General features: G+C 69.2%; 16 protein-coding genes and 1 pseudogene. 8 read left to right on the top strand and 9 right to left on the bottom strand.

Annotation, left to right across the window (positions count from 1 at the left end):
* Positions 1-3: 3 nt before the first annotated feature.
* Positions 4-999, top strand: coding sequence for an ABC transporter ATP-binding protein (locus ME121_RS07870; RefSeq protein ID WP_059408625.1), 996 nt, complete (start codon positions 4-6; stop codon positions 997-999).
* Positions 996-2,018 (top strand): ABC transporter ATP-binding protein, encoded by a 1,023-nt coding sequence (locus ME121_RS07865; protein ID WP_012321672.1) that lies wholly within the window; start codon positions 996-998, stop codon positions 2,016-2,018. The genes ME121_RS07870 and ME121_RS07865 overlap by 4 nt, the downstream gene beginning before the upstream one ends.
* 76 nt (positions 2,019-2,094) lie before the next feature.
* Here ME121_RS07865 and ME121_RS07860 read toward each other — a convergent pair whose 3' ends face one another.
* Entirely contained in the window at positions 2,095-3,483 is a 1,389-nt protein-coding gene (locus ME121_RS07860) for an NAD(P)/FAD-dependent oxidoreductase (protein WP_012321671.1), read from the bottom strand.
* Positions 3,484-3,495: 12 nt separating this feature from the next.
* Positions 3,496-3,894 carry a nuclear transport factor 2 family protein gene (locus ME121_RS07855; RefSeq protein ID WP_012321670.1) on the bottom strand — a complete coding sequence of 133 codons (399 nt, stop codon included), beginning with the start codon at positions 3,892-3,894 and terminating at the stop codon, positions 3,496-3,498.
* 283 nt (positions 3,895-4,177) lie between these two features.
* Between ME121_RS07855 and ME121_RS07850 the strand changes: the two genes are divergently transcribed.
* Together ME121_RS07850 and ME121_RS07845 are read left to right on the top strand one after the other, a co-directional pair.
* The gene (locus ME121_RS07850; RefSeq protein WP_059408624.1) at positions 4,178-5,698 is read left to right on the top strand and encodes an aldehyde dehydrogenase family protein; all 1,521 of its coding nucleotides are present in this window, start codon (positions 4,178-4,180) and stop codon (positions 5,696-5,698) included.
* A 22-nt stretch (positions 5,699-5,720) separates the two neighbouring features.
* A complete protein-coding gene (locus tag ME121_RS07845) occupies positions 5,721-6,476 on the top strand; it encodes a sulfite exporter TauE/SafE family protein (RefSeq protein WP_012321668.1) in 756 nt (251 codons plus the stop codon).
* On the opposite strand, the gene ME121_RS07840 is transcribed toward ME121_RS07845, so the two are convergent.
* The 4 genes and pseudogenes from ME121_RS07840 to ME121_RS07830 form a co-directional block, all read right to left on the bottom strand.
* Complete coding sequence (locus ME121_RS07840; RefSeq protein ID WP_024828598.1) at positions 6,450-7,955, bottom strand: aminotransferase-like domain-containing protein; 1,506 nt, start codon at positions 7,953-7,955, stop codon at positions 6,450-6,452. The genes ME121_RS07845 and ME121_RS07840 overlap by 27 nt on opposite strands.
* A gap of 376 nt (positions 7,956-8,331) precedes the next feature.
* A pseudogene (locus ME121_RS33435) lies at positions 8,332-8,452 on the bottom strand (IS110 family transposase); the annotation flags it as partial.
* A 271-nt stretch (positions 8,453-8,723) separates the two neighbouring features.
* Complete coding sequence (locus tag ME121_RS07835; RefSeq protein WP_059408623.1) at positions 8,724-10,553, bottom strand: TniQ family protein; 1,830 nt, start codon at positions 10,551-10,553, stop codon at positions 8,724-8,726.
* A 3-nt stretch (positions 10,554-10,556) separates the two neighbouring features.
* On the bottom strand, positions 10,557-11,390 hold the full coding sequence (locus tag ME121_RS07830) for a TniB family NTP-binding protein (protein WP_491892827.1): 834 nt from the start codon (positions 11,388-11,390) through the stop codon (positions 10,557-10,559).
* Between ME121_RS07830 and ME121_RS33430 the strand changes: the two genes are divergently transcribed.
* A complete protein-coding gene (locus ME121_RS33430; RefSeq protein ID WP_491892826.1) occupies positions 11,364-11,582 on the top strand; it encodes a hypothetical protein in 219 nt (72 codons plus the stop codon). The two genes, ME121_RS07830 and ME121_RS33430, sit on opposite strands and share 27 nt — an antisense overlap.
* A 52-nt stretch (positions 11,583-11,634) precedes the next feature.
* Here the strand turns inward: ME121_RS33430 and ME121_RS07825 are convergent, their stop codons facing one another.
* From ME121_RS07825 to ME121_RS07815, 3 genes are all read right to left on the bottom strand, one after another.
* Positions 11,635-13,908: a TnsB C-terminal domain-containing protein gene (locus tag ME121_RS07825; protein WP_059408622.1), complete on the bottom strand. Its 2,274-nt coding sequence runs from the start codon at positions 13,906-13,908 to the stop codon at positions 11,635-11,637.
* Positions 13,905-14,603 carry a PDDEXK family nuclease gene (locus ME121_RS07820; RefSeq protein ID WP_059408636.1) on the bottom strand — a complete coding sequence of 233 codons (699 nt, stop codon included), beginning with the start codon at positions 14,601-14,603 and terminating at the stop codon, positions 13,905-13,907. The genes ME121_RS07825 and ME121_RS07820 overlap by 4 nt, the downstream gene beginning before the upstream one ends.
* A gap of 710 nt (positions 14,604-15,313) precedes the next feature.
* Positions 15,314-16,207, bottom strand: a complete 894-nt coding sequence (locus ME121_RS07815) for a 3'-5' exonuclease (RefSeq protein WP_059408621.1) — start codon at positions 16,205-16,207, stop codon at positions 15,314-15,316.
* A 424-nt stretch (positions 16,208-16,631) separates the two neighbouring features.
* Between ME121_RS07815 and ME121_RS07810 the strand changes: the two genes are divergently transcribed.
* The 3 genes from ME121_RS07810 to ME121_RS07805 all read left to right on the top strand — a co-directional run bounded on the left by ME121_RS07810 (position 16,632) and on the right by ME121_RS07805 (position 19,053).
* Positions 16,632-17,024 carry a LexA family protein gene (locus ME121_RS07810; RefSeq protein ID WP_089231368.1) on the top strand — a complete coding sequence of 131 codons (393 nt, stop codon included), beginning with the start codon at positions 16,632-16,634 and terminating at the stop codon, positions 17,022-17,024.
* A 103-nt stretch (positions 17,025-17,127) separates the two neighbouring features.
* The gene (locus ME121_RS33425; protein WP_089231370.1) at positions 17,128-17,736 is read left to right on the top strand and encodes a GIY-YIG nuclease family protein; all 609 of its coding nucleotides are present in this window, start codon (positions 17,128-17,130) and stop codon (positions 17,734-17,736) included.
* Between the two features lie 27 nt (positions 17,737-17,763).
* A complete protein-coding gene (locus ME121_RS07805; RefSeq protein WP_059408619.1) occupies positions 17,764-19,053 on the top strand; it encodes a Y-family DNA polymerase in 1,290 nt (429 codons plus the stop codon).
* Positions 19,054-19,081 lie beyond the last annotated feature (28 nt).

Below are 19,081 nucleotides of genomic sequence, written 5' to 3'. Positions count from 1 at the left end.
GCGATGGCCCCCGTACTCGCCGTCGAGGATCTGACCGTGACCCTGACGCGGCCGGGCGGCCGCGTGCCGGTCCTGGAGCGGCTCAGCTTCTCCGTCGAGGCCGGCCGCACCGTCGCGCTGGTCGGCGAATCCGGCTGCGGCAAGAGCATGACCGCGCTGGCGATCATGGGCCTGCTGCCGGAGGGCTTCGCCCGCACCGGCGGCCGCATCCGGCTCGCCGGGGAGGACATCGCGGCCGCCAAGCCGGCCCGGCTGCGGGCCCTGCGCGGCAGCGCCCTGTCGATGATCTTCCAGGAGCCGATGACGGCCCTGAACCCGGTCTACACGGTCGGCGACCAGATCGCCGAGGCGCTGCGGCTGCACCAGCGGCTCGGGCACCGCGCCGCCCTGGAGCGGGCGCTGGCGATGCTCAGGGCCGTGCAGATCCCGGCGGCCGAGCGGCGCCTGCACGCCTACCCGCACGAACTCTCCGGCGGCATGCGCCAGCGGGTGATGATCGCCATGGCACTGGCCTGCCGGCCCAAGCTCCTGATCGCCGACGAGCCGACCACGGCCCTCGACGTCACCGTCCAGGCGCAGGTCTTCGACCTGCTGAAGGCCCTGCAGGACGAGATGGGCACCGCCATCGTGCTGATCACCCACGACCTCGGGGCGGTGGCCGACATCGCCGACACCGTGGCGGTGCTCTACGCCGGGCGCTGCATCGAGCAGGGCGACACCCGGTCGGTCATGCGCGCGCCGCAGCATCCCTACACGCGGGGGCTGATGGGCTGCACGCCGCACCTGCGCCTCGGCGCGGCGGCCGATGCGGGTGCGGGGATGCTGCGGGAGATCCCGGGTCTCGTCCCGCCGCTGGGCCGGCGGCCGGCGATCTGCGCCTTCGCGGACCGGTGCGGCCGGGCCGACGCCACCTGCCTGGACAATCCCCAGCCGCCCCTGGCCGAGGCCGGCCCGGCCCGGGCGGTGGCCTGCTGGCACCCGGAGGACCGCGCCGCATGACGACGGACGCCGCATCGGCCCCGATCGGGGCCGACCTCCTGCAGGTCAACGACCTGAAGGTCCATTTCCCGGTCCCGGGCGGAGGGCGGGTCCACGCCGTCGACGGCGTGAGCTTCGTCGTGCGGCGGGGCGCGAGCTTCGGCATCGTCGGCGAATCCGGCTCGGGCAAGTCCACCACGGCGCAGGGGATCATGCGCCTCGTCCCGGCGGCCGCGGGTCAGGTGGTCCTGCGCGGCGAGGACATAATCGGCCTCCGGGGCGCCCGGCTCCGGCAGGCGCGGCGCCACATCCAGATGGTCTTCCAGGACCCGTTCGCGTCGCTCGATCCCCGCCGCTGCGCCGGCGACCTCGTGGCCGAGCCGCTGCGGCTGCTGGAGGGCCTGTCGCGCAGGCAGGCGGCGGCGCGGCTCGACGCGCTGTTCGCCGCGGTGGGCCTGCCGGCCGAGGCCCGGAGCCTGTTCCCGCACCAGTTCTCGGGCGGGCAGCGCCAGCGCCTGTGCATCGCCCGGGCGCTGGCGACCGAGCCCGACATCATCGTCTGCGACGAGGCGGTCTCGGCCCTCGACGTCGCGATCCAGGCGCAGATCCTCAACCTCCTGGCCAAGCTCCAGGCGGAGCGCGGCCTCGCCTACATCTTCATCTCGCACGACCTCGGCGTCGTGCAGCATCTCTGCGACGAGGTCGCGGTGATGTATCTCGGCCGCATCGTCGAGCAGGCGCCGACCCGGACGTTCTTCTCCGCCCCGCGCCATCCCTACAGCTGGTCGCTGATCTCGGCGGCGGTGCCGGCCGGTCCGGCGCGGGATGCCCTGAAGGCGCGCTACCTCGTGCGCGGCGAGCCGCCGAGCCCGATCGATCCGCCCGCCGGCTGCCGGTTCGCTGCGCGCTGCCCGTTCGCGGTCGAGCGCTGCCGCGCCGAGGATCCCGCCCTGCTGGCGACCGGCCCGGGCCACTACGTCGCCTGTCACCGGGTCGGCGAGATCGAGGCGCCGGACTTCGACCGGGCCCAGGCCGCCTGATCCCGCCGGGTTCCCCGTACGAGAAAGGCCGCCCCGAATGCGCGGGGCGGCCCGTTCAATCCGTTCTGTAGCCGGCTCAGGCCGCCTCGTCGCGGTGGTGGTACCAGCGATACAGCATCCGCTGCCCGATCCGCCGGAACGGGGCGAACGGGTGGCCCGGCAGCGCGCCCTCGAAGATCGGCAGGCCCGCGGGCCTGCGCCCGGCCACCAGCCCGGCGAGCCGGCGGCCGGCCTGGGCCGAGAACGAGACGCCGTTGCCGCCGTAGCCCAGGGCGTAGAACAGGGGCTCGCCCGGTTCGGGCTGGACGATGCGGGGCATCATGTCGTGGCTGACATCGACCCAGCCCCACCACGAATAGTCGATCTCGATCCCCGCGAGGGCCGGGAACTTCTGGTGCAGGCCATCGACCAGCAGGCGCAGATGGCGCGGATGGGTCGCGTCCGCCCCCGTGATCGCGCTGCGGCTGCCGATCTGCACCCGGCCGTCGGGGAGCCGGCGATAGTAGAACCGCAGGGTGCGCGTGTCGGTGACGAAGGTGGTGGTGCGCAGCGTCGCCGCGATCTCGTCGGCGGTCAGGGGCCGCGTGACCAGGGAATTCGACAGGATCGGCATGATCCGGCTGCGCAGGCGCGGGTGCAGCCCCTGGCTGGTATAGCCGCCGGTGGCGATCGCCACCGCGCGGGCCCGCACGGTCCCGTGGGGCGTCCGCACCCGGAAACCGCCGCCGTCGCGGTCGATCCCGAGCACCGGACTGGCCGGATGGACCTTGGCCCCGGCCGCCCGCGCGGCCCGGAGGTAACCGAAGGCGAACTTGGCCGGATGGATGCCGATCCCCAGCGGCTCGTGGAGCGCGCCGACGGCCCCGGCCTCGTCCATCCAGTCGCGGCGCAGCTCGTCCGCGCCGAGCATCCGGGTGCGGTAGCCGAAGACCGTGTTGGCCACCTCGGACTCGGCCGAGAGCTTGGCGAAGGTGCGGGGCCGATGGGCGACGTAGATGTGGCCGCCGGGCTGGGGATCGGGGTCGAATTCGCGCACGAGGCCGGTGAAATACGCGAAGCCCTCCAGGATCTCGGCGTGGAGCCGGAGCGCGGTCTCGCGGCCGTAGCGGGCGATCCACTGCGAGCGGCTGAGCCGGCCCGAGGCGTTCTGGCCCTGGCCGCCATTGCGGGTGCTGCAGCCCCAGGCGACCCGGTTGGCCTCCAGCACGGTGGCCTTGATGCCGTGGTCCCGGGCGAGGCTGAGGGCGCAGGACAAGCCGGTGAAGCCCGAGCCGACGATCACCACGTCCGCGTCGACGTCCCCCGTGATCGGGCCGTCATCCGCCGGCGGCGGGCCGGCGGTGGCCACCCAGTAGGTCGGCGCGTAGGCGCGGTCCGTCCCCGGGGTGACGCTGGTCAGCGGGTCGTAGGTCGGATCGTAGGGCGCGCCGGTCGGGCTCGGAACGGGATCGGGGGTCAGGCTCACGATCCGCCTCCCTCAGACCGCCTGGACCGGGCGGTCCTTGCGGAAGGCGCTCTTGCGGGCGATCAGCCGGCCCTCGAACACGAACAGGTCGACGCCCTCCACGGCCACCCGGCCACCGTCGGCCCGGGTGCCGGTGAACAGCCATTCCGACGTGGCCCGCTCCCCGGCCAGCGTGTGGCGCGACACCGTCCAGGCCACGTCCGGCATGTCGGTCCACACCGCCACGAAGGCCGCCCGAACCGCGTCCTGGCCGGTCAGCCGGCGGCCGTGCGCCTCCGGTCCGGCTGCCGTGTCGAACACGACCCCCGGCGTGAAGCAGGCCATGACGCCGTCGGCGTCGTGGCGGTTGAAGGCCGCGAACAGGCGCTCCAGGAGGGCGTGGCGCTCCGCCTCGGTCGTCGCTTCAGTCATCGCACTGCGCTCCCCTTGCGCGCCCGCAGGCGGCCATCGTCCGCCACGACCTAGCGCCGCCGCCGTCCGCCCGACGAGGTCCAGACGGAGGCCAACGACGCATCCAGTTGGCGGGTCAGCCGAGGCGCCCGACAGGAGCGGCGGAGCGGGTCCGGTCGGCCGGAGCCCGAGGACACCGGGCTGCGCCTGGCCCGCTCACTCGCCACCGCCTGGACCTGTCGCGACGCCCGGGGCGCTCGTATCGACGCCCGGACGCCCCAGTCCGACCGCGAGCGAGCCGCCCATGTCGAATGAATCCGAGAGCCTGGCGGGTGGCCGCGCGCGCCTCCCCCAGGGCGTGCGTGACCTCCTGGCCGCCCTCGCCGGGCGCCACCTCGTCGGGAACGCGCTGGTCGGCCCGGTGGACGGAGCCTGCCTCACCGTCCTCGATCCGGCCACCGGGCGCGCCCTGGCCCAGGCGCCCGCGGCCGGCCCGGCGGACGTCCAGACGGCGGTCGCGGCCGCCCGTGCTGCTGGACAGGCCTGGGCGCGGGTTCCGGCCCGCGAGCGCGGGCGGTTGGTGGCCGAGGGCGGGCGCCGGATCGCGGCGGCGTCTCCGGATCTCGCCCCCCTGCTCGCCGCCGAGACCGGCAAGGCGATCCGCACCGAGTGTCGCCCCGAGATCGCCACCGCGGCCGATATCCTCGCGATGTTCGGCGGTCTCGCCACGGAGCTGAAGGGCGAGACGCTGCCCTTCAGCCCTGACATGCTCGCGCTGACCACGCGCGAGCCCCTGGGCGTGGTGGCGGCGATCCTGCCTTGGAACGTGCCCCTCGTGCTGATGGCGCTCAAGATCGGTCCGGCCCTGGTCGCCGGGAATACCGTGGTGGTGAAGGCCTCCGAGGAGGCTCCCTTCGCGACGATCGAGGCGGCGCGCCTCCTGGCCGATCTCCTGCCGCCCGGAGTCCTCAACGTGATCTGCGGCACCGGTCCCGCCTGCGGGGCGCCGCTGGTCCGGCACCCCGACGTCGCCAAGGTCACCTTCACGGGCTCGCAGGCGGTGGGCGAGGCGATCTACCGCGAGGCCGCCGACAAGCTGATCCCGGTGAGCCTGGAACTCGGCGGCAAGAGCCCGATGCTGGTCTTCGCGGATGCGGAGCTCGACCGGGCCGTCGCGGGCGCGGTGGCCGGGATGCGCTTCACCCGACAGGGCCAGAGCTGCACCGCCTCGAGCCGGATCTATGTCGACGCTGAGCTGCACGACCGGTTCGTCGAGCGGCTGGCCGCCGCCGTCTCGAATCTCCGGATGGGCGATCCCCTGGACGAGGCCACCGACATCGGCACCGTGATCAACGCCCGGCAGCGCGCCAAGATCATGGACTACATCGCCCGGGGCGAGGCGACGCCGGGCGCGCGGGCCGTGCGCTGCGGGCACCTGCCGGCCGCGCCGGATCTCGCCGCGGGCCTGTTCGTCGAGCCGGTCCTGTTCACCGGTCTGACCGAGGACAGCCCGCTCATGCGCGACGAGATCTTCGGACCGGTCGCCTGCATCGTCCCGTTCTCCGACGAGGACGACGTCCTGGAGGCCGCGAATGCGGGGGAATTCGGCCTCGCCGCGACGGTGTGGACCCGGGACCTGCGCCGGGCGCTGCGGGTGTCGCACGCGCTGGATGCCGGCTATGTGCAAGTCAACCAGAACCTGACGATCCAGCCGAACCTCAGCTACGGCGGATTCAAGAAGTCCGGCCTCGGCAAGGAGGCCTCCCTGGAGTCGATGCTGGAGCACTTCACCCGCAAGAAGACCATCGTGGTCGACATGCGCTAGGGCGGTGGCGCCCGCTCTACCGATGGCTGAACCGGCAACCCTGATCGCGATCGCCGCCGCAATCTTCGCCGCGGCGCTCATCCGCGGCTTCACGGGCTTCGGGTTCGCCCTGGCTGCCGTGCCGCTGCTCGGCTTCACGCTCCCGCCGAGCCAGTGCGTCCCGCTCGCCGTCGCCCTCCAGTTCTGCGCGAGCCTGTCCGACCTGCCGCGGGCGCGCCGAACCTGCCATTGGCCGTCGCTCGGCTGGCTCGTCGCCGGCACGGTGGTCGGATCGCCGCTCGGCGTCGCCGCGCTGGCTGCGGCGAGCCCGGACGTCGCCCGGCTCGGCATCGCGCTGGTCTGCGGCTGCGGGACCGTCGCTCTCCTGCGCGGCTTTCGCTTCGCCGGGCTCCCGCGCGGCGGCGCGACCCTGGCGGTCGGGCTGGCCGCCGGCCTGTGCAACGGGCTCGCGGCGATGCCGGGTCCGCCCGTGGTCGCCTACTATCTCGCGACGCCGCTCTCGCCGCAGCAGGGGCGCGCCTCGCTGCTGGTGTTCTTCCTGGCGACGTCGATCGCCAGCGCCGTCAGCCTCGCGACCGCCGGGCTCTTCGGGGCCTCCCTGGTGCTCCCGGTGATGGTCGGCATCCCGCTCATCGTCGCCGGCAGCCGGCTCGGCGAAGCGGTTCTCAGGCTCGGTGCCGGACGGGGTCATCGAGCCCTGTCGATCCTGCTGCTCTGCACCGTCGCCGTCACGAGCGCGGTGCAGGCGGTCTCAGACCTGCTCGGCCATCCCCTGTGACGCGGGGATTCCGGCCGGCGTGACCAGCTCCGCGAGGCGGGTGAGGCCCGCCTCGATCCGGTCGGTGCGGATCGAGGCGAAGCCCAGGCGGAAGCAGGCCCGGCCGGCCTCCGGATCGGCGTAGAAGATATCGCCCGGCTCGATCAGGACGCCGCGGGCGCGGGCGCGCACGCTGAGATCCCGGGCATCGAGGTCGGCAGGCCCCTCCACCCAGAAGCTCGTGGCCCCCGGGTCGCGCCGCCAGCGGAACGCGGGCAGGAGGCGGGGCAGCAGACCGGCGATCCGGACGGCGCGCTCCTCCAGCACGCCGGCGGTCCGGCGCAGATGCGTGCGGTAATGCCCGAGCGCCACGAACATCGCGGTGGCGCGCTGATTGTTCGACGGCGGGTGGCGCAGCATCAGCCGCCGCAGCACGCGCAGCTCCGCGATCACGGCCCGGGGCGCCACCACGTAGCCGACCCGCAGGCCCGGGGCGAGCACCTTCGAGAAGCTGCCGACATAGATCACGCGGCCGTCCGCATCGAGGCTCTTGAGGGACGGGATCTCGTCCGCCAGGGCGAGGTCGGCCTCGTAATCGTCCTCGACCAGGACGACGTCGTGGCGCCGCGCGGCCTCGAGGAGGGCACGGCGCCGCTCCAGCGGCATCACCGCGGTGGTCGGGCACTGATGCCCCACGGTGACGAACGCCACGTTCCGGCTGGCGAAGGCGGCATCGGGCACGACCCCGTGCCGGTCGATGGCGAGCGCCGCGAGGTCGTCGGTGGCGAGGGTCAGCATGTTGCGGGTATCGGGATAGCTCGGGTCCTCGACGCCCACCGGCGTGTCGCGGCCGACCAGCAGCTGGATCAGCAGCGAGAGCGCCTGCTGCGAGCCGATGGTGACCATCACCTCGTCGGCGCTCGCGAAGATGCCCCGCCGCGGCAGCACCTGCAGGCGAAGCTGCTCCACGAGATCGGCATCGTCCTCGTCGATCAGGTCGCCCGCCCAGGCGTTGATCTCGGACACCCCGGAGGCTGCCCGCACACTCTCGCGCCAGTCGTTGGCCGGGAACAGGGACGGATCGAACTGGCCGAACAGGAAGGGATAGGGATAGTCGAGCCAGTCCCGGGGCTTGGTGATCTGCCGCAGCTGCGCGGGCCGGACCGCGAAGCGCCGCGACCACGCGATCGTCCGTCCGTGGGACGGGCCGCGTGTTTCGGAGACGGTCAGATCCGGCGCCAGGAAGATCCCGCTGCGCTCGTGAGCGACCAGGAAACCCTCGTCGATGAGCTGCTGATACGCGTTCACCACTGTGTTGCGGGCGACACCGAGCAGGGACGCCAGCTGGCGCGTCGAAGGCAGCCGGGCCTCCGCGGTGAACAGCCCCCGTTCGATGGCCGTCACGATCGCCCGGCGGATCTGCAGGTGTAGCGCCAAGCCGCTCCGGTCAAGCTCGCCAAACAGCTGCGTCCAAGCGAGGGCATGATCTGTGATAGCCATGACATCCGGCTCCTGCTCGGGGACGGGTCACCCAAGGCAAGGATGGCGCCAGCGCTTCAGGATCGGCTCCTCTCCTCGCGGAGCCCTGTGTGGATGGCTCCCGCATCGCCGCTGGCGAACAGAGCTTCTGGCGCGTGGGTCGGGTGCAGTCCTGTGTCCGGCCTGTCCATGCAGTCGCTCGTGTTGACCGCTGGCCCTCACGGTCTTCGCGAGCTGGGCCCCGCTCTGCTTCGCGGGCTACGACGTCCGAGACCTTACGCGGAGTATCCCGGCTCCCGGTCTGACCGATGCGCCATCGACGCTCATCGTCCTCGCGACCGGGAAGAACCTCCTCGTCCTGCTGCCAGGCGGCCGCGGCCGCAGGTCCGCGGCAGGTGCCGCACGAGGCCGCGAACTGCCGACCGGAGCGGCAGCGCTCGGGCTCGCTCACCGAGGCGGCCAGCGCGGTCGCCGAGACGATGCCAGGCCAGCAACTCCGTCTCCAGTCGGGTGAGCTGCTGCGACGGTCCGCGAATTCGGCACGCGCCCGAGGGTGATCCCTCTAGGGACTGGTGTAGCGAACACCAAAGTTTGTCCGATTTCTCCATCTAACCCATTGTTTTCACACGTTTCCTTTTTGGGGTTTGGTCCTTCGCATTCGATTGCGAGAGCATAATTTGCGTCCGAATACGGCGTAATCTGGCACCTGCGCAACCCATAATGTGGTTCGCGCAAAGAAAAAGCCCCAGCTTTCGCCAAGGCTTTCGAGGGGATCGTCTTTTCGTTGGGCTACAGAAGCTGACGTCTTGAATAGAACGTCGCGCCGACTTGGTCATTCCGCAGCGCCGGTTCGATTCCTCGCCGATCGAGATCCTTCTTCAACCGGAAGGCGTTCGTCCTCCAGTGCTGGGCGAGTTCGGACAGCGACACGTAGCTGCGCTCGAAGGCCTCCACCGTCTCGGGCAACACGATGCGGTTGGGGCAGTGGTTGACCGGGTTGATGCGCTCGACCTGAGGCAGGTGGCTCTGCGCGATGAGCGCCTCGACGACGCGTTGGTGGACGCCGAGCCGTACTCGGAGCTTCTGCATGGTGAAGCCGTCGTGGGCTGGCCCGCGGACGCGATCGAGCACCTCGTCGGCGTTGACGAGGATGGCATGAAATCCGGAGACGTCCGGGTCGAGCCCGACCCAGCGGAGCTGCCGCGCCAGGATCATCCGCAGGATGTCGGGGGTCGTACAGTAGGCTCGCTTGGCGGCTCGTGGGATGTCCATGATCGGCCGCTCGGGCTGGGGGTGGACGACGGCCTCTTCGATCAGGCTGGCGATGAAATCGTCGAGGTCGAAGGCCGCGTACCTGGGCCGGATGTCCGTCTCGCCGACGCTCGCGACGATGGGCTTGATGAAGCCGTTCCGCGCGAGCGTCAGCGTATGGGCGTATCGGGTCTTGAGATGCTCCCTTACGCTATGAAGGTTCATGCCCTTGGCGATGCGGCGCAGGATCGGGGTCGCGAGCCTGGCGTCGAACAAGACGTCGGCATCCCTCCGTGGCGCGTCCGCCGCGATGATCCCCTCGGCGACGAGGAGCTTCCGCAGCCGCCTCTGATGCTGTTGAGCCGCGGCAGCGGCCGTGACGAGGGAGTGCGTCTGACGTCGCTTGACCGGCAGCCCGACGACGACTGCCCCAGGTCCGTACGGGATCGTGCGCAGGGCATGCCGGAACACGATCTCCCGCAGGGGCGCGTAAGCGGGATCGGGTGTGGGGCGCGTGAGAAGCTCGTTCAGGAGACCGTACACGGTCGGCGCGCCTTCCCGGCCGGTCCCCGTCGACCTGAGGCCATCGCGCAGATCGTCGAGGAGATTCTCGACCGAGCGCCGGCCGGCATCGATGATCTCGAAGCCGGCGTCGGCAGCGCGCCGCCGGTCGGTCTCGTCGAGGCCGGCGAGCGTGACCGACGCCCTGAACAGGGCAACGGCTCCGACCGCCTCGCACGTCCGCGCCGCGGCGTACCACGGCATCTGATCGAGCAGGGGCGACGACCTGGGGGATCCGTCGAGCCGGGCCCTCAGGTACGCCTCGGCGGCTGAAGGCGGGACGGCGACGGCCTCGTCAGCGCACCTCTGCAGGGTGTGCAGCAAGGGCCAGATCGTCCGCGCGAAGTCGTGGGCGATCGAGCGGTGGAGAGGCCGGCCGAATTGCTGCAGGAGAACCCCGTGCCGGTCGCATGCGCGGATCGGCCCGAACTGCCAAGCCGCGCGCCCATAGCAGGCGGCGATCGGCGGGAAGCGTGACCCGGCGATGTCCTCGAGGAGGCACCGCGGGCAGACGTACATGCGGCTGCGCCGCATCATCGGCTGGGGCGCGATCTCACCCTGATACGAGTAGATCCCGCCCTCGCGCCGGAGGCTCCGCCGCGCGAACTCGTCGACCGGTACCGCCGTCAGATCCGCGAGCTGGTCGAGGGCGGACGGATCGCCGGCGACGATCCTGGAGAACCGCAGTCCGAGATAGCGGCAGAAGGTTCGCACCGAGGAGAGGCCGTGAAGGGCGGCGAGGCGAGCGCAGAAGCTCGTCACGCTCTCCCCCGGCATCAGTGGGACGAACGGGCGAAGCTTGCTCATGGCTCAACCACCCTTCCGTCTGGCGGCGCGCTTCGCCGGAGCCGGAGGCCCGTCGCGATCGGCCAGGCTGTCGAGCGTCTGGAAGGGATCGGTCGCTTCCCAGTCGTCCGCCACGAACGGATTGTCGTCGGCCTGGACGCCGGTGCTGCGTGCGTAGGCCTGAGCGAAATCCTCCGGGCAGAGCGGCTGATCGGACGCCCGGCCCTCTGCGGCGAGGCGGCCATTCCGCTTGAGCCGGACCTCGATGGCGTCCTGCACGTACTCGATCGTCCGGCCGAGTTGATACCCGCCGGCGTGGATCAGGCGTGGTGCGAGGGCATCGACGTGCTCGGCGGCGATCTCCAGCTTCGCGAGGCCGGCGAGTTGCCGAACGATGCCTCCGATCTTGCGGGCGTCGCCTGCCACGGTCAGCCCGGCCATGAAGATGAACTTGAAGCGCGCCTGGAGCTGGCGGTCCTGCCGGATCGCGCCGATGATCTCGGGGATGCCGGAAAAGACCAGGCCGATGGGCCACTCGTCATCGATCATCAGGCATTTGAAGACGTTGATGATCTTCTTGATCTGAATGGCGTTCGCCGGCTGGGTGATGTGGTGGGCTTCGTCGACGTGCAGCACCTTCACGCCCATCAGCCGCATGTGATCGCGCACCATGTGAGCGATCCGTTGCTCCTGCCGGGGCACGTCCGACACCGGCATCCCGAGCTTGCGCAGGGTGTCGATGGTGAAGCGGCTGAGAGTGCAGGCCCCCTGCGGGATCACCGACACAAGCGGGCAGCGTGATCCCTCCTGGCCGTAACCCGGGAAGGCCGGATGCTCCTGGAAGATCCGGCGCAGCATCGTGGTCTTGCCGGCGCGCGGCTCGCCGATGACCGCGATGCCCCGGCCTTCGTGCTGGCCCGCCGGCAGGCGGGGATCGCGATGCTCGAGGAGGAGCGCGAGCAGGTCGTCGATGTGATCGGTGACCTCGTCGTGCCGCGGGTGCCGGAAGTAGGCTCCCCGCACACCTTGCATGACCCCGACGCGCTGTAGCTGCTGCGCGGAGGCGACGCTGCGGAACTGATCCAGCGGATCGAAATGATTCTCAGGCATCGGGCGTCTCCATCGTCCAGTCGTTGTCGTCTTCGTCGTCGGGCGGTGGTGGCGCGACGGGTGGCGGCGTTGCCTCACCCCGCGGCCGCTGTGTGGACCGCTTCGTCTCGGCGTCTGGATGGGTCTGGCCTGTGACCGGGATGCCGGCGGCGAGGGGATCAGCGCCGGGCGCACGAACCTGACGGCTCGTGTCTTCGGGGATGTCGAACCCCTTCAGAATCTCGTGCTCGGCGCGGCCGATCGCGTCGGCGTCGTAGGTATGCGGCGCGATCTTGAAGCGGCGCTCGGCCTTGGCCGCGATCGCGCGGATCTGCCGGAGCGCCTCGGTGACGATCGGTCGGCTGGCGGCTGCGGCGATGGCGTGGCGTCGTCGCTGGTCCTGGACGACAGCGAGCCATTCCTGGATCGAAGCTCCCTCAAGGCCGCTGGTCGCACAGGCGACGGATTTCCAGGTCCTGCCGATCTGGACGGAGATCCAGCCGAGATTGTCCGGGTCGACGCGGACGGGGATCTCGATCTCGCCCTTGTCGGCGAGCAGCGCCGCGAGGTCGCTGGATTGGTAGTGCAGACCGAGGAACCGGATCCCTCGCTTGCCGACGGTCCGGGTGAGAGGGATCCCGAAGATCGCCCTCAGCTGGTGCGCGCCGGGCGTGACCCGGGAGCACCCGCTCTCGACCATGAGGCGCTGCCAGCAGTTTCGCGGGGTCTCGCCGTACAAGCCCTCGTGGGGCGTGTGGTGGTAGATGTCGACATCGTACAGGACGAGGGCGCGGGCGAGCTCGTCGACGAAGAGGTTGGCATTCTTGCCAGGGTCGTAGTCCCCTTTGTCGCCGATATTCGCAAAGGTCTGACCGGCGAAGTGCGTCAGGAACTGCGTCCGGGTCGTGCCGAAGCTGCGTTCGACATGCGCCCGCTTATTCGGCTGTCCGACCTGGGGTGCGACGAACGTAATCCCGAGGTCCGCGAGTATCTGCCGAAACCGGTCTGACCGGAACGCGGCCCCGGCATCGGTCGCGATTGCGTGGGGGACGCAGGCATAGTCCCACGGCGTCCTCGCCCCCATCGCGACAGCGAGCGGAGTCTTGTCGTTGATCATCATCCGCAAGAGGACCGCGGCCGCCGCAGTGGTCTCGGTCGGCGCGAGGACCTCCGCGAGGATGCAGCGAGAGGCGACATCGATCGCCCGGAGCAGGATCCATCGCTCCTTTGGCACGGCCTTCTGCTGTTCGGGGGTCAGCGTCGCCCAGAGGCCGCTCTCGACGGCCATGTTGATGAGCGACACCTTGCAGCCGTCCACCTGGACGAGCTCGCCGATGCGGGTGACCTCGAATTTTCGCCGGACACCGCAGTTCCGGCGGATGGCGTATTCGATGCCGTGACGGGCGCTGTCCTGTTGGAAGCGTGAGAACCGGGCGATCTGGGCTTGGAAGGTCGAGGCACCGATTTGGCGCAGCGGCGGCAAACCTGTCTCGGCGCGCTTCCTATTCTCTTGATCGAGCGCGTCCTTGTAATCGCTGTAGCACTGCCGGCGAGACGGGCGCTTTCGACTCATGAAGGCGTACACGGCCTCCATCATCACCGCGTATTCGTTGGGCTCGAAGCGCGATCTGTGGTTGCCGCTGTTGCAGTGACACTGCCGCAGACCCCACGCTTGGCAGCCCGCTTCCTCGTACGCCAGGATCCAGCGCTGCAACGTCCTTGGGCCGGGCGGTGAACGGAGGACGACCGTTCGGCCCACGCGAAGCTTCCGAGGCTGGCCGGACTTGTTCAGGCTCGGACGCTCCTGCACCGCCCCTTGAGCCTTCGCCTTCTTGGCGTAGTCGAGCTGCATCAGATGCGACCCGGCGCGCCGCATCGCCTCGGCAAGACCGGGCAGGGTCCGATTGATCCGTTGCTCACCGGCCGGCGGCGGGTTGCGCTGATCCTTGGTCTTTTCGTCGTAGTAGGCGCGCACGCAGGCTTCCCGCCAGCGCACCTCCGGGAGCTCCTCGGCCGGGATCTCGTCGTCGCTCTCGATGAGTGTGCGCCCCCGGGCCCGCGCCCGCGGCTCGGTGTAGAACATCGTGTCCTGGCGGAAGTCGGGGTGCTGCCGTTCCCGCTCGAACTGCTCGAACGAGACGTGGTCGGTGCTATCCGAGCCGAAGGGCTGCAGCAGGTAGCCGGCCGCCGTCAGTCCTTTGCAGGTAAGGATCTGGCCGCCGCCGAAGACGAGGCGATCGGTCGGGTCGACCCGGTAGCGCGGTGTGATCGGGGTGCCGGCGGTCATCGCGCGCCCTCCTCACCCGCCGCCCAGACGAGGGTGTCGGCCGTGATCGCGGCAAAACCCTTCGTGGCGATCCTTCGAGAGCCGATGAGGCGAACGATGGCGCGGAACGCCTCGCCGCCGTAGCCGGTCGCGTCGCGCAGATCGCCGATGCTGATCTGGCCGACCACGGTCGAGAGCGCGGCCAGGACCGCGGCGTCGGCCTCGCCGGGCGGATCCCGGCGGCAGTCATGGAGGAGCGCCGCGTTGCGGATGGTCGCGCGCGGGATGTCGGCCTCGGTGATGAGCACGATCTCGTCGGCGACCTCGGGCGAGATCCGGCTGGCGAGGTCGTGCAGGAACGCCTCGAAGTCGCGCGCCTCGACCCGCTCGCTCGGCTTGTAGGCCAGAGCCTTGCGCAGGCCGTCGCGCATCCGCACGATGAAGTCGAAGTAGTGCCGCCGCGTCACGCCGGCGTGGTCGCGGTAGACCGCCTCCTGCTGCTCCCGGATGTCGACGACGTCCTGGCGGGCGAGCAGGGTGGTGAGCAGGCCGAACTCACCGAGGCTCTCGAAGAAGACCTGGCGCGGCGCATCCTCGTTCGTGACGAGCACCCCTTGGGTCGAGGCGCGGGAGCGGAACTTCGTCAGCGGGCGGTCGGCCACGCTGTCGCGGGGGTGCTCCCAGTCGGGGGCGGACGGATCGATTGTACGGGGCATCGTCATCTCCTGGTGCGTCGGGCTTCGCTCGAGGCGAGCGGTCGGACGGAGGCAGCCGGGGGCGTTCGCCTGCGAGGGGCAGGCGTCGGGCTCCGGCAGCGGAGAGCGGGTGCGCGTGGGCCGTGGGCAGAGGGGCTTGCAGGCGGAGTCCGCCTGTGAGAATCTAACCTCTGCAAAGGGCTCCCGACGCCCTGGCGCTGGTCGCCAGTTCGCAGGTGCGCTCCTGTCACGCCGACCCTGAGTTCCTCCAAGAAATCGGGGGGTCGACGCGGCTTAGCTTCGAGAGCGTCCAGTCTCGCGATTGGGCGCTTTCGTCATTTTCGGGCTCGGCATTCGGTTCACGGCATCGGCGGGCCTCCCCTCGGTTGCACGCACGAGGATCGGCTCGCAGAACGGTTAGAGTCAACGCGTCGATTCTGCGAATAACCCTCGAACGACTGCTCGCGCCGGGCGCTGTGCTTGGATTTCCAAGCAACGGAATGACTGTCATCGCCATTCCGCGCGATCTCGACCGCATCTCGGCGCATCTCGACTTTGCTGATCTGCCGCGAGATCGAACCAAGATGATCTAAGAAGACGGGCATCGCCCGGATTCGGGTCGGATTCGGCTGATCTCGCCCTGATCTGCGCACGATTCGCGGCAATGAGTCGCGGGCGATGGCTCGCAAGTAGTGGTCGAGATGAGGCTGAATCGTTCGCATGGCCGGATCTCAGAACAGCCGGTCCGAGAAGCGGATATACGCGTCCACCTCGGTGACCATTGGCTCCAGGGCGTCCGGGAAGCCGAGATCGTCGAGGTAGCGGAGCTCGGCCTCGACCTGATCGCGCTCGACCTCCCGGTGCCAGGCGCGCGGCCGTCCGTCCTCGCCGACGTTCCAGCGGTATCCGCGCTCGCGCAGGAGGTCCTTGACCTCGAACGGCGCGCCGAGCGCCCAGACCCGGACGGTCGGCCGGCGGGCGTTCTCCAGGAGCTTGCCCATGGCGATCGCGTGGGATCGCGGCAGCGGCATCTCGAGGATCTCCAAGAGTGCGTAGCAGTCGTCGCTGGCGCGATGACCTTCGAACCAGAAGCCCTGCTGGAAGCCGATGTAGAAGAGCTTCGTGCCCTCGACGCCCTCGGCCAACCATGGGATTTGGGTCTGTGAACACGCCCAAGCCTTGTCGATGAAGACGGGGCAGAGGCGCTCGCAGAACCGCCGATCGAAGTTCGCGTTGTGGGCGATGATGAGGTCGGCGTCCGCGACGAACGCGCGGAGCGCGGTCTCGTCGATGCGATGGCCGGCGACCATGGCGTCGGTGATCCCCGTCAGAGGGGTGATCTGGGACGGGATCGGCCGCGACGGCTCCCGGAAACTCTGGAACTCGGCGATCGGCCCGAGGATGGTGCCGGTCGGGTTGTAGGCGACCCGCAGCATCCCGAGTTCGATGATCTCGTCGGTGTGCGGGTTGAGGCCAGTGGTCTCGCAATCGAGGAGGATCGCGATCTTCACGCGATCCGGCAGCGGCCACTCATAGAGACCGCGCCGCTCGAGCTTGCGCAGGACGCGGTAGTGCGACGAGCTCTGCAGGGCGATCGCGTGCAGCTCGGCCTGAAACCGATCCATGAGCCCGCTCCTCGAATCCGAACGGTCCGAGTGCGCCTAGGAACAAATGCCAAGCGCGTCGGGCTGATGTCCTAGAACTGGAACGAGAACGAAAGCGGAACAAATCGGTAGAAACCACGCAGCCGGGGTGTGCCGCGTTAACCATATTTTGCTGTCGATTTCCGCTATCCCGAGTCACCGACTCGCAGATTCGCGGTCGAAGACGGCGCGAGACACAAGAGGTCGGTCGCAACCTTCGATTGCGCTTGTCCCCGCTTTCCACAGGTTTCCAAAGGCTGGCGCGGTCGCATCGCTTTCCGCTTGCCGCGTCGGAACCGACGGCCTTTCTGTTCCTTCTTTGTTCTTGTGGCGAACGGGGTGCAGCGTGGCCATTGCGCGGATCGAGGAGCTGCCCCCGGGCGGCCCGGTTGCTCGGATTCCGATCATGGGCCAGAGCCTGTGTGCAGGCTTCCCGTCGCCGGCCGACGATTTCCTGGAAGGCGCACTCGAACTGCCGCGGTGGCTCGCCCCGAACCCGCCGGCGACCTTCCTCTGGCGCATCTCGGGCGACAGCATGCGCGGAGCCGGCATCTTTGACGGCGACCTCGCCTGCGTCGATCGCAGCCTCGAGCCGAGCGACGGCAGCGTCGTCGTCGCGGCGATCGACGGGGAGATGTCGATCAAGCGCTACCGCAGGGAGGGCAACCGCGCCTGGCTCGCTTTCGAGAACCGCGACCTGCCGGTCTTCGCGGTCGAGGACCTCGCCGACGGGGTCATCTGGGGCGTCGTCCGGTTCACGATCCGCTGGCACACGGCGAAGGCGGCCCTGAAGCGATGATGGGGACGTTCCATAGGGCTGTTGCTACGTCCCGATAGCTGATGCTCTTGATCTCGATCAACGCGTGCGATCAAGTTCATCAGCGGTGATGAAGGCAAAATAGATGGCGATTCTCACGGACGAGCAACTCACTTTCTTGCGGCAGCAGAAAATTCCGATGGGAAGTCTTTTCGATGCGTCTGGGCTGCGCAAGGAAGCCTACCAAGCGCAAATGAAAAGCGAGGAAAAGCTCTTCGCCTATGGCGTTACGCCGTGCAAAGCGGGCAATCACACGCTTCGGACCCGTCCAGGGCATTGCATCCAGTGCGATCATTCCCGCATCGGATTTATGATCCGAGCACAGAAGCGAGCCTATGTGTACATTGCCGCTTCTCAGAAAGGACGGCTGATCAAGATTGGATCGACCGAGAACGTCGATTACCGCGCCAAATCGTTGAACGATCAGCGGTACGGTTCATGCTCTGACTGGGAAATGCTTGTCAAAGTTCTGAGCGACAGATCTGGTCGCCTTGAGGCTGATGTCCAGAGCCAGCTTGTCGAGTTTTCCGTCGTTGGGAGCTACACCAAAGAAGGCAAATTGCAGCAGTGCTATGAGCTGTTTCGATGCAATTTTTCGGATGCATACGATGCACTTCAATCGGAAGCCAAAGCCAACGAGAGTATAGATAGCCCGAACCACAGTCGGTCCGTTGTAAACTTCAACTTTCGATAGCGGCGCATGATGCGAGGATATTCCTCAATGCCTCGCGCGATCGCGCTCATCGACGGCAATAGCTTCTACTGCTCGTGCGAGCGCGTCTTCGACCCCAAGCTCGCGCGGGTGCCGGTGATCGTGCTGTCGAACAACGACGGCTGCGCCATCGCCCGCACCGCCGAGGCCAAGGCGCTCGGCATCAAGATGGGCGATCCGTACTTCAAGATCCGGGAGATGTGTCGCGCCCAGGGCGTGCGCGTGTTCTCGTCGAACTACACGCTCTACGGCGACATGTCGGCCCGGACGAACGCGGTCTACCGCGACTTCGCGCGCGACGTGGAGATCTATTCCATCGATGAGAGCTTCTTGGACCTCTCGGACGTGCGTGAGCGCGATCGCTTGACGCTGGCGCAGGATCTCCGGGCGACCGTGCGCGCCTGGACCGGGATCCCGACCTGTGTCGGCTTGGGTACGACGAAGACGCTGGCGAAGCTCGCCAACCACATCGCCAAGACGGTGCCGGCGTTGAACGGCGTCTGCGATCTCACCGATCCGGTTCAGTACGACCACTGGCTCTGCCGCATCCACGTCGGCGAGCTCTGGGGTGTCGGGCGGGCCTCGCTCGCCAAGCTCGAGGCGATGGGCGTCGACAGCGTCGCGGATCTCCGCGACCTCGATCCCCGGCCCGCACGCAAGGCGCTGACGGTCGTCGGCGAGCGCATCATCCACGAGCTGCGTGGGACCGCCTGCCTGCCGCTGGAACTGGTGCCGGCGCGCCGGAAGGGCTGCGCGGTCACCCGGTCGTTCTCGGGCCGTGTGACGGACCGTGCGACGCTCGACGAGGCGGTGGCCGCGCACGCGTCGCGGCTCGGCGAGAAACTCCGCCGCGACGGGCTCGGCACCGATCAGGTGACGGTGTTCTATCACACCAGCGAGCACGACCGCGGGGATCCGATGCGGTCCGTCTCAACAGTAGTGACCCTGCCCGAGGCGACGAACGACAGCCTTGCTCTCATCAAGGCCGCGACCCACGGTGTCGCCAAGACCTGGCGCGAGCGAGGTCAGATTCCGTGGCGCTATTCCAAGGCCGGGGTGATCACCACCGATCTCGTCGCGCTGGCCGACAGCCCCCGCGCGCTGATCGGCCGGCTCAACCGGGAGCGGTCGGGACCGCTGATGGCCGCGCTCGATGCGTGCAACGCCCGCTGGGGCCGAGGGTCCGTGGTGCCCGCGCGCGCTGGCCTCGCGACGAAGCGCGAGTGGAATACGAAGTTCGAGATGCGCACGCCCTGTTATACCACGCGAGTTGCGGACCTACCGCTTGCCCTAGCTTAGCGGTAGGAGTCCTGGAAAGGACAACCTC

This window comes from Methylobacterium sp. ME121, from assembly GCF_000974725.1.
GTDB lineage: Bacteria > Pseudomonadota > Alphaproteobacteria > Rhizobiales > Beijerinckiaceae > Methylobacterium > Methylobacterium radiotolerans.
This window is presented reverse-complemented; position numbering and strand designations above follow the sequence as displayed.

What these genes read in the sequence shown, in the direction of transcription:
- ME121_RS33430 (WP_491892826.1), top strand. Translation starts at nt 11,364, where the DNA reads ATGCTCCTGGAAGATCCGGCGCAGCATCGTGGTCTTGCCGGCGCGCGG.
- ME121_RS07855 (WP_012321670.1), bottom strand. Translation starts at nt 3,894, where the DNA reads ATGACTGAAGCGACGACCGAGGCGGAGCGCCACGCCCTCCTGGAGCGC.
- ME121_RS07805 (WP_059408619.1), top strand. Translation starts at nt 17,764, where the DNA reads ATGCCTCGCGCGATCGCGCTCATCGACGGCAATAGCTTCTACTGCTCG.
- ME121_RS33425 (WP_089231370.1), top strand. Translation starts at nt 17,128, where the DNA reads ATGGCGATTCTCACGGACGAGCAACTCACTTTCTTGCGGCAGCAGAAA.
- ME121_RS07825 (WP_059408622.1), bottom strand. Translation starts at nt 13,908, where the DNA reads ATGACCGCCGGCACCCCGATCACACCGCGCTACCGGGTCGACCCGACC.
- ME121_RS07810 (WP_089231368.1), top strand. Translation starts at nt 16,632, where the DNA reads ATGGGCCAGAGCCTGTGTGCAGGCTTCCCGTCGCCGGCCGACGATTTC.
- ME121_RS07815 (WP_059408621.1), bottom strand. Translation starts at nt 16,207, where the DNA reads ATGGATCGGTTTCAGGCCGAGCTGCACGCGATCGCCCTGCAGAGCTCG.
- ME121_RS07845 (WP_012321668.1), top strand. Translation starts at nt 5,721, where the DNA reads ATGGCTGAACCGGCAACCCTGATCGCGATCGCCGCCGCAATCTTCGCC.
- ME121_RS07870 (WP_059408625.1), top strand. Translation starts at nt 4, where the DNA reads ATGGCCCCCGTACTCGCCGTCGAGGATCTGACCGTGACCCTGACGCGG.
- ME121_RS07820 (WP_059408636.1), bottom strand. Translation starts at nt 14,603, where the DNA reads ATGCCCCGTACAATCGATCCGTCCGCCCCCGACTGGGAGCACCCCCGC.
- ME121_RS07840 (WP_024828598.1), bottom strand. Translation starts at nt 7,955, where the DNA reads ATGGCTATCACAGATCATGCCCTCGCTTGGACGCAGCTGTTTGGCGAG.
- ME121_RS07830 (WP_491892827.1), bottom strand. Translation starts at nt 11,390, where the DNA reads ATGCTGCGCCGGATCTTCCAGGAGCATCCGGCCTTCCCGGGTTACGGC.
- ME121_RS07850 (WP_059408624.1), top strand. Translation starts at nt 4,178, where the DNA reads ATGTCGAATGAATCCGAGAGCCTGGCGGGTGGCCGCGCGCGCCTCCCC.
- ME121_RS07835 (WP_059408623.1), bottom strand. Translation starts at nt 10,553, where the DNA reads ATGAGCAAGCTTCGCCCGTTCGTCCCACTGATGCCGGGGGAGAGCGTG.
- ME121_RS07865 (WP_012321672.1), top strand. Translation starts at nt 996, where the DNA reads ATGACGACGGACGCCGCATCGGCCCCGATCGGGGCCGACCTCCTGCAG.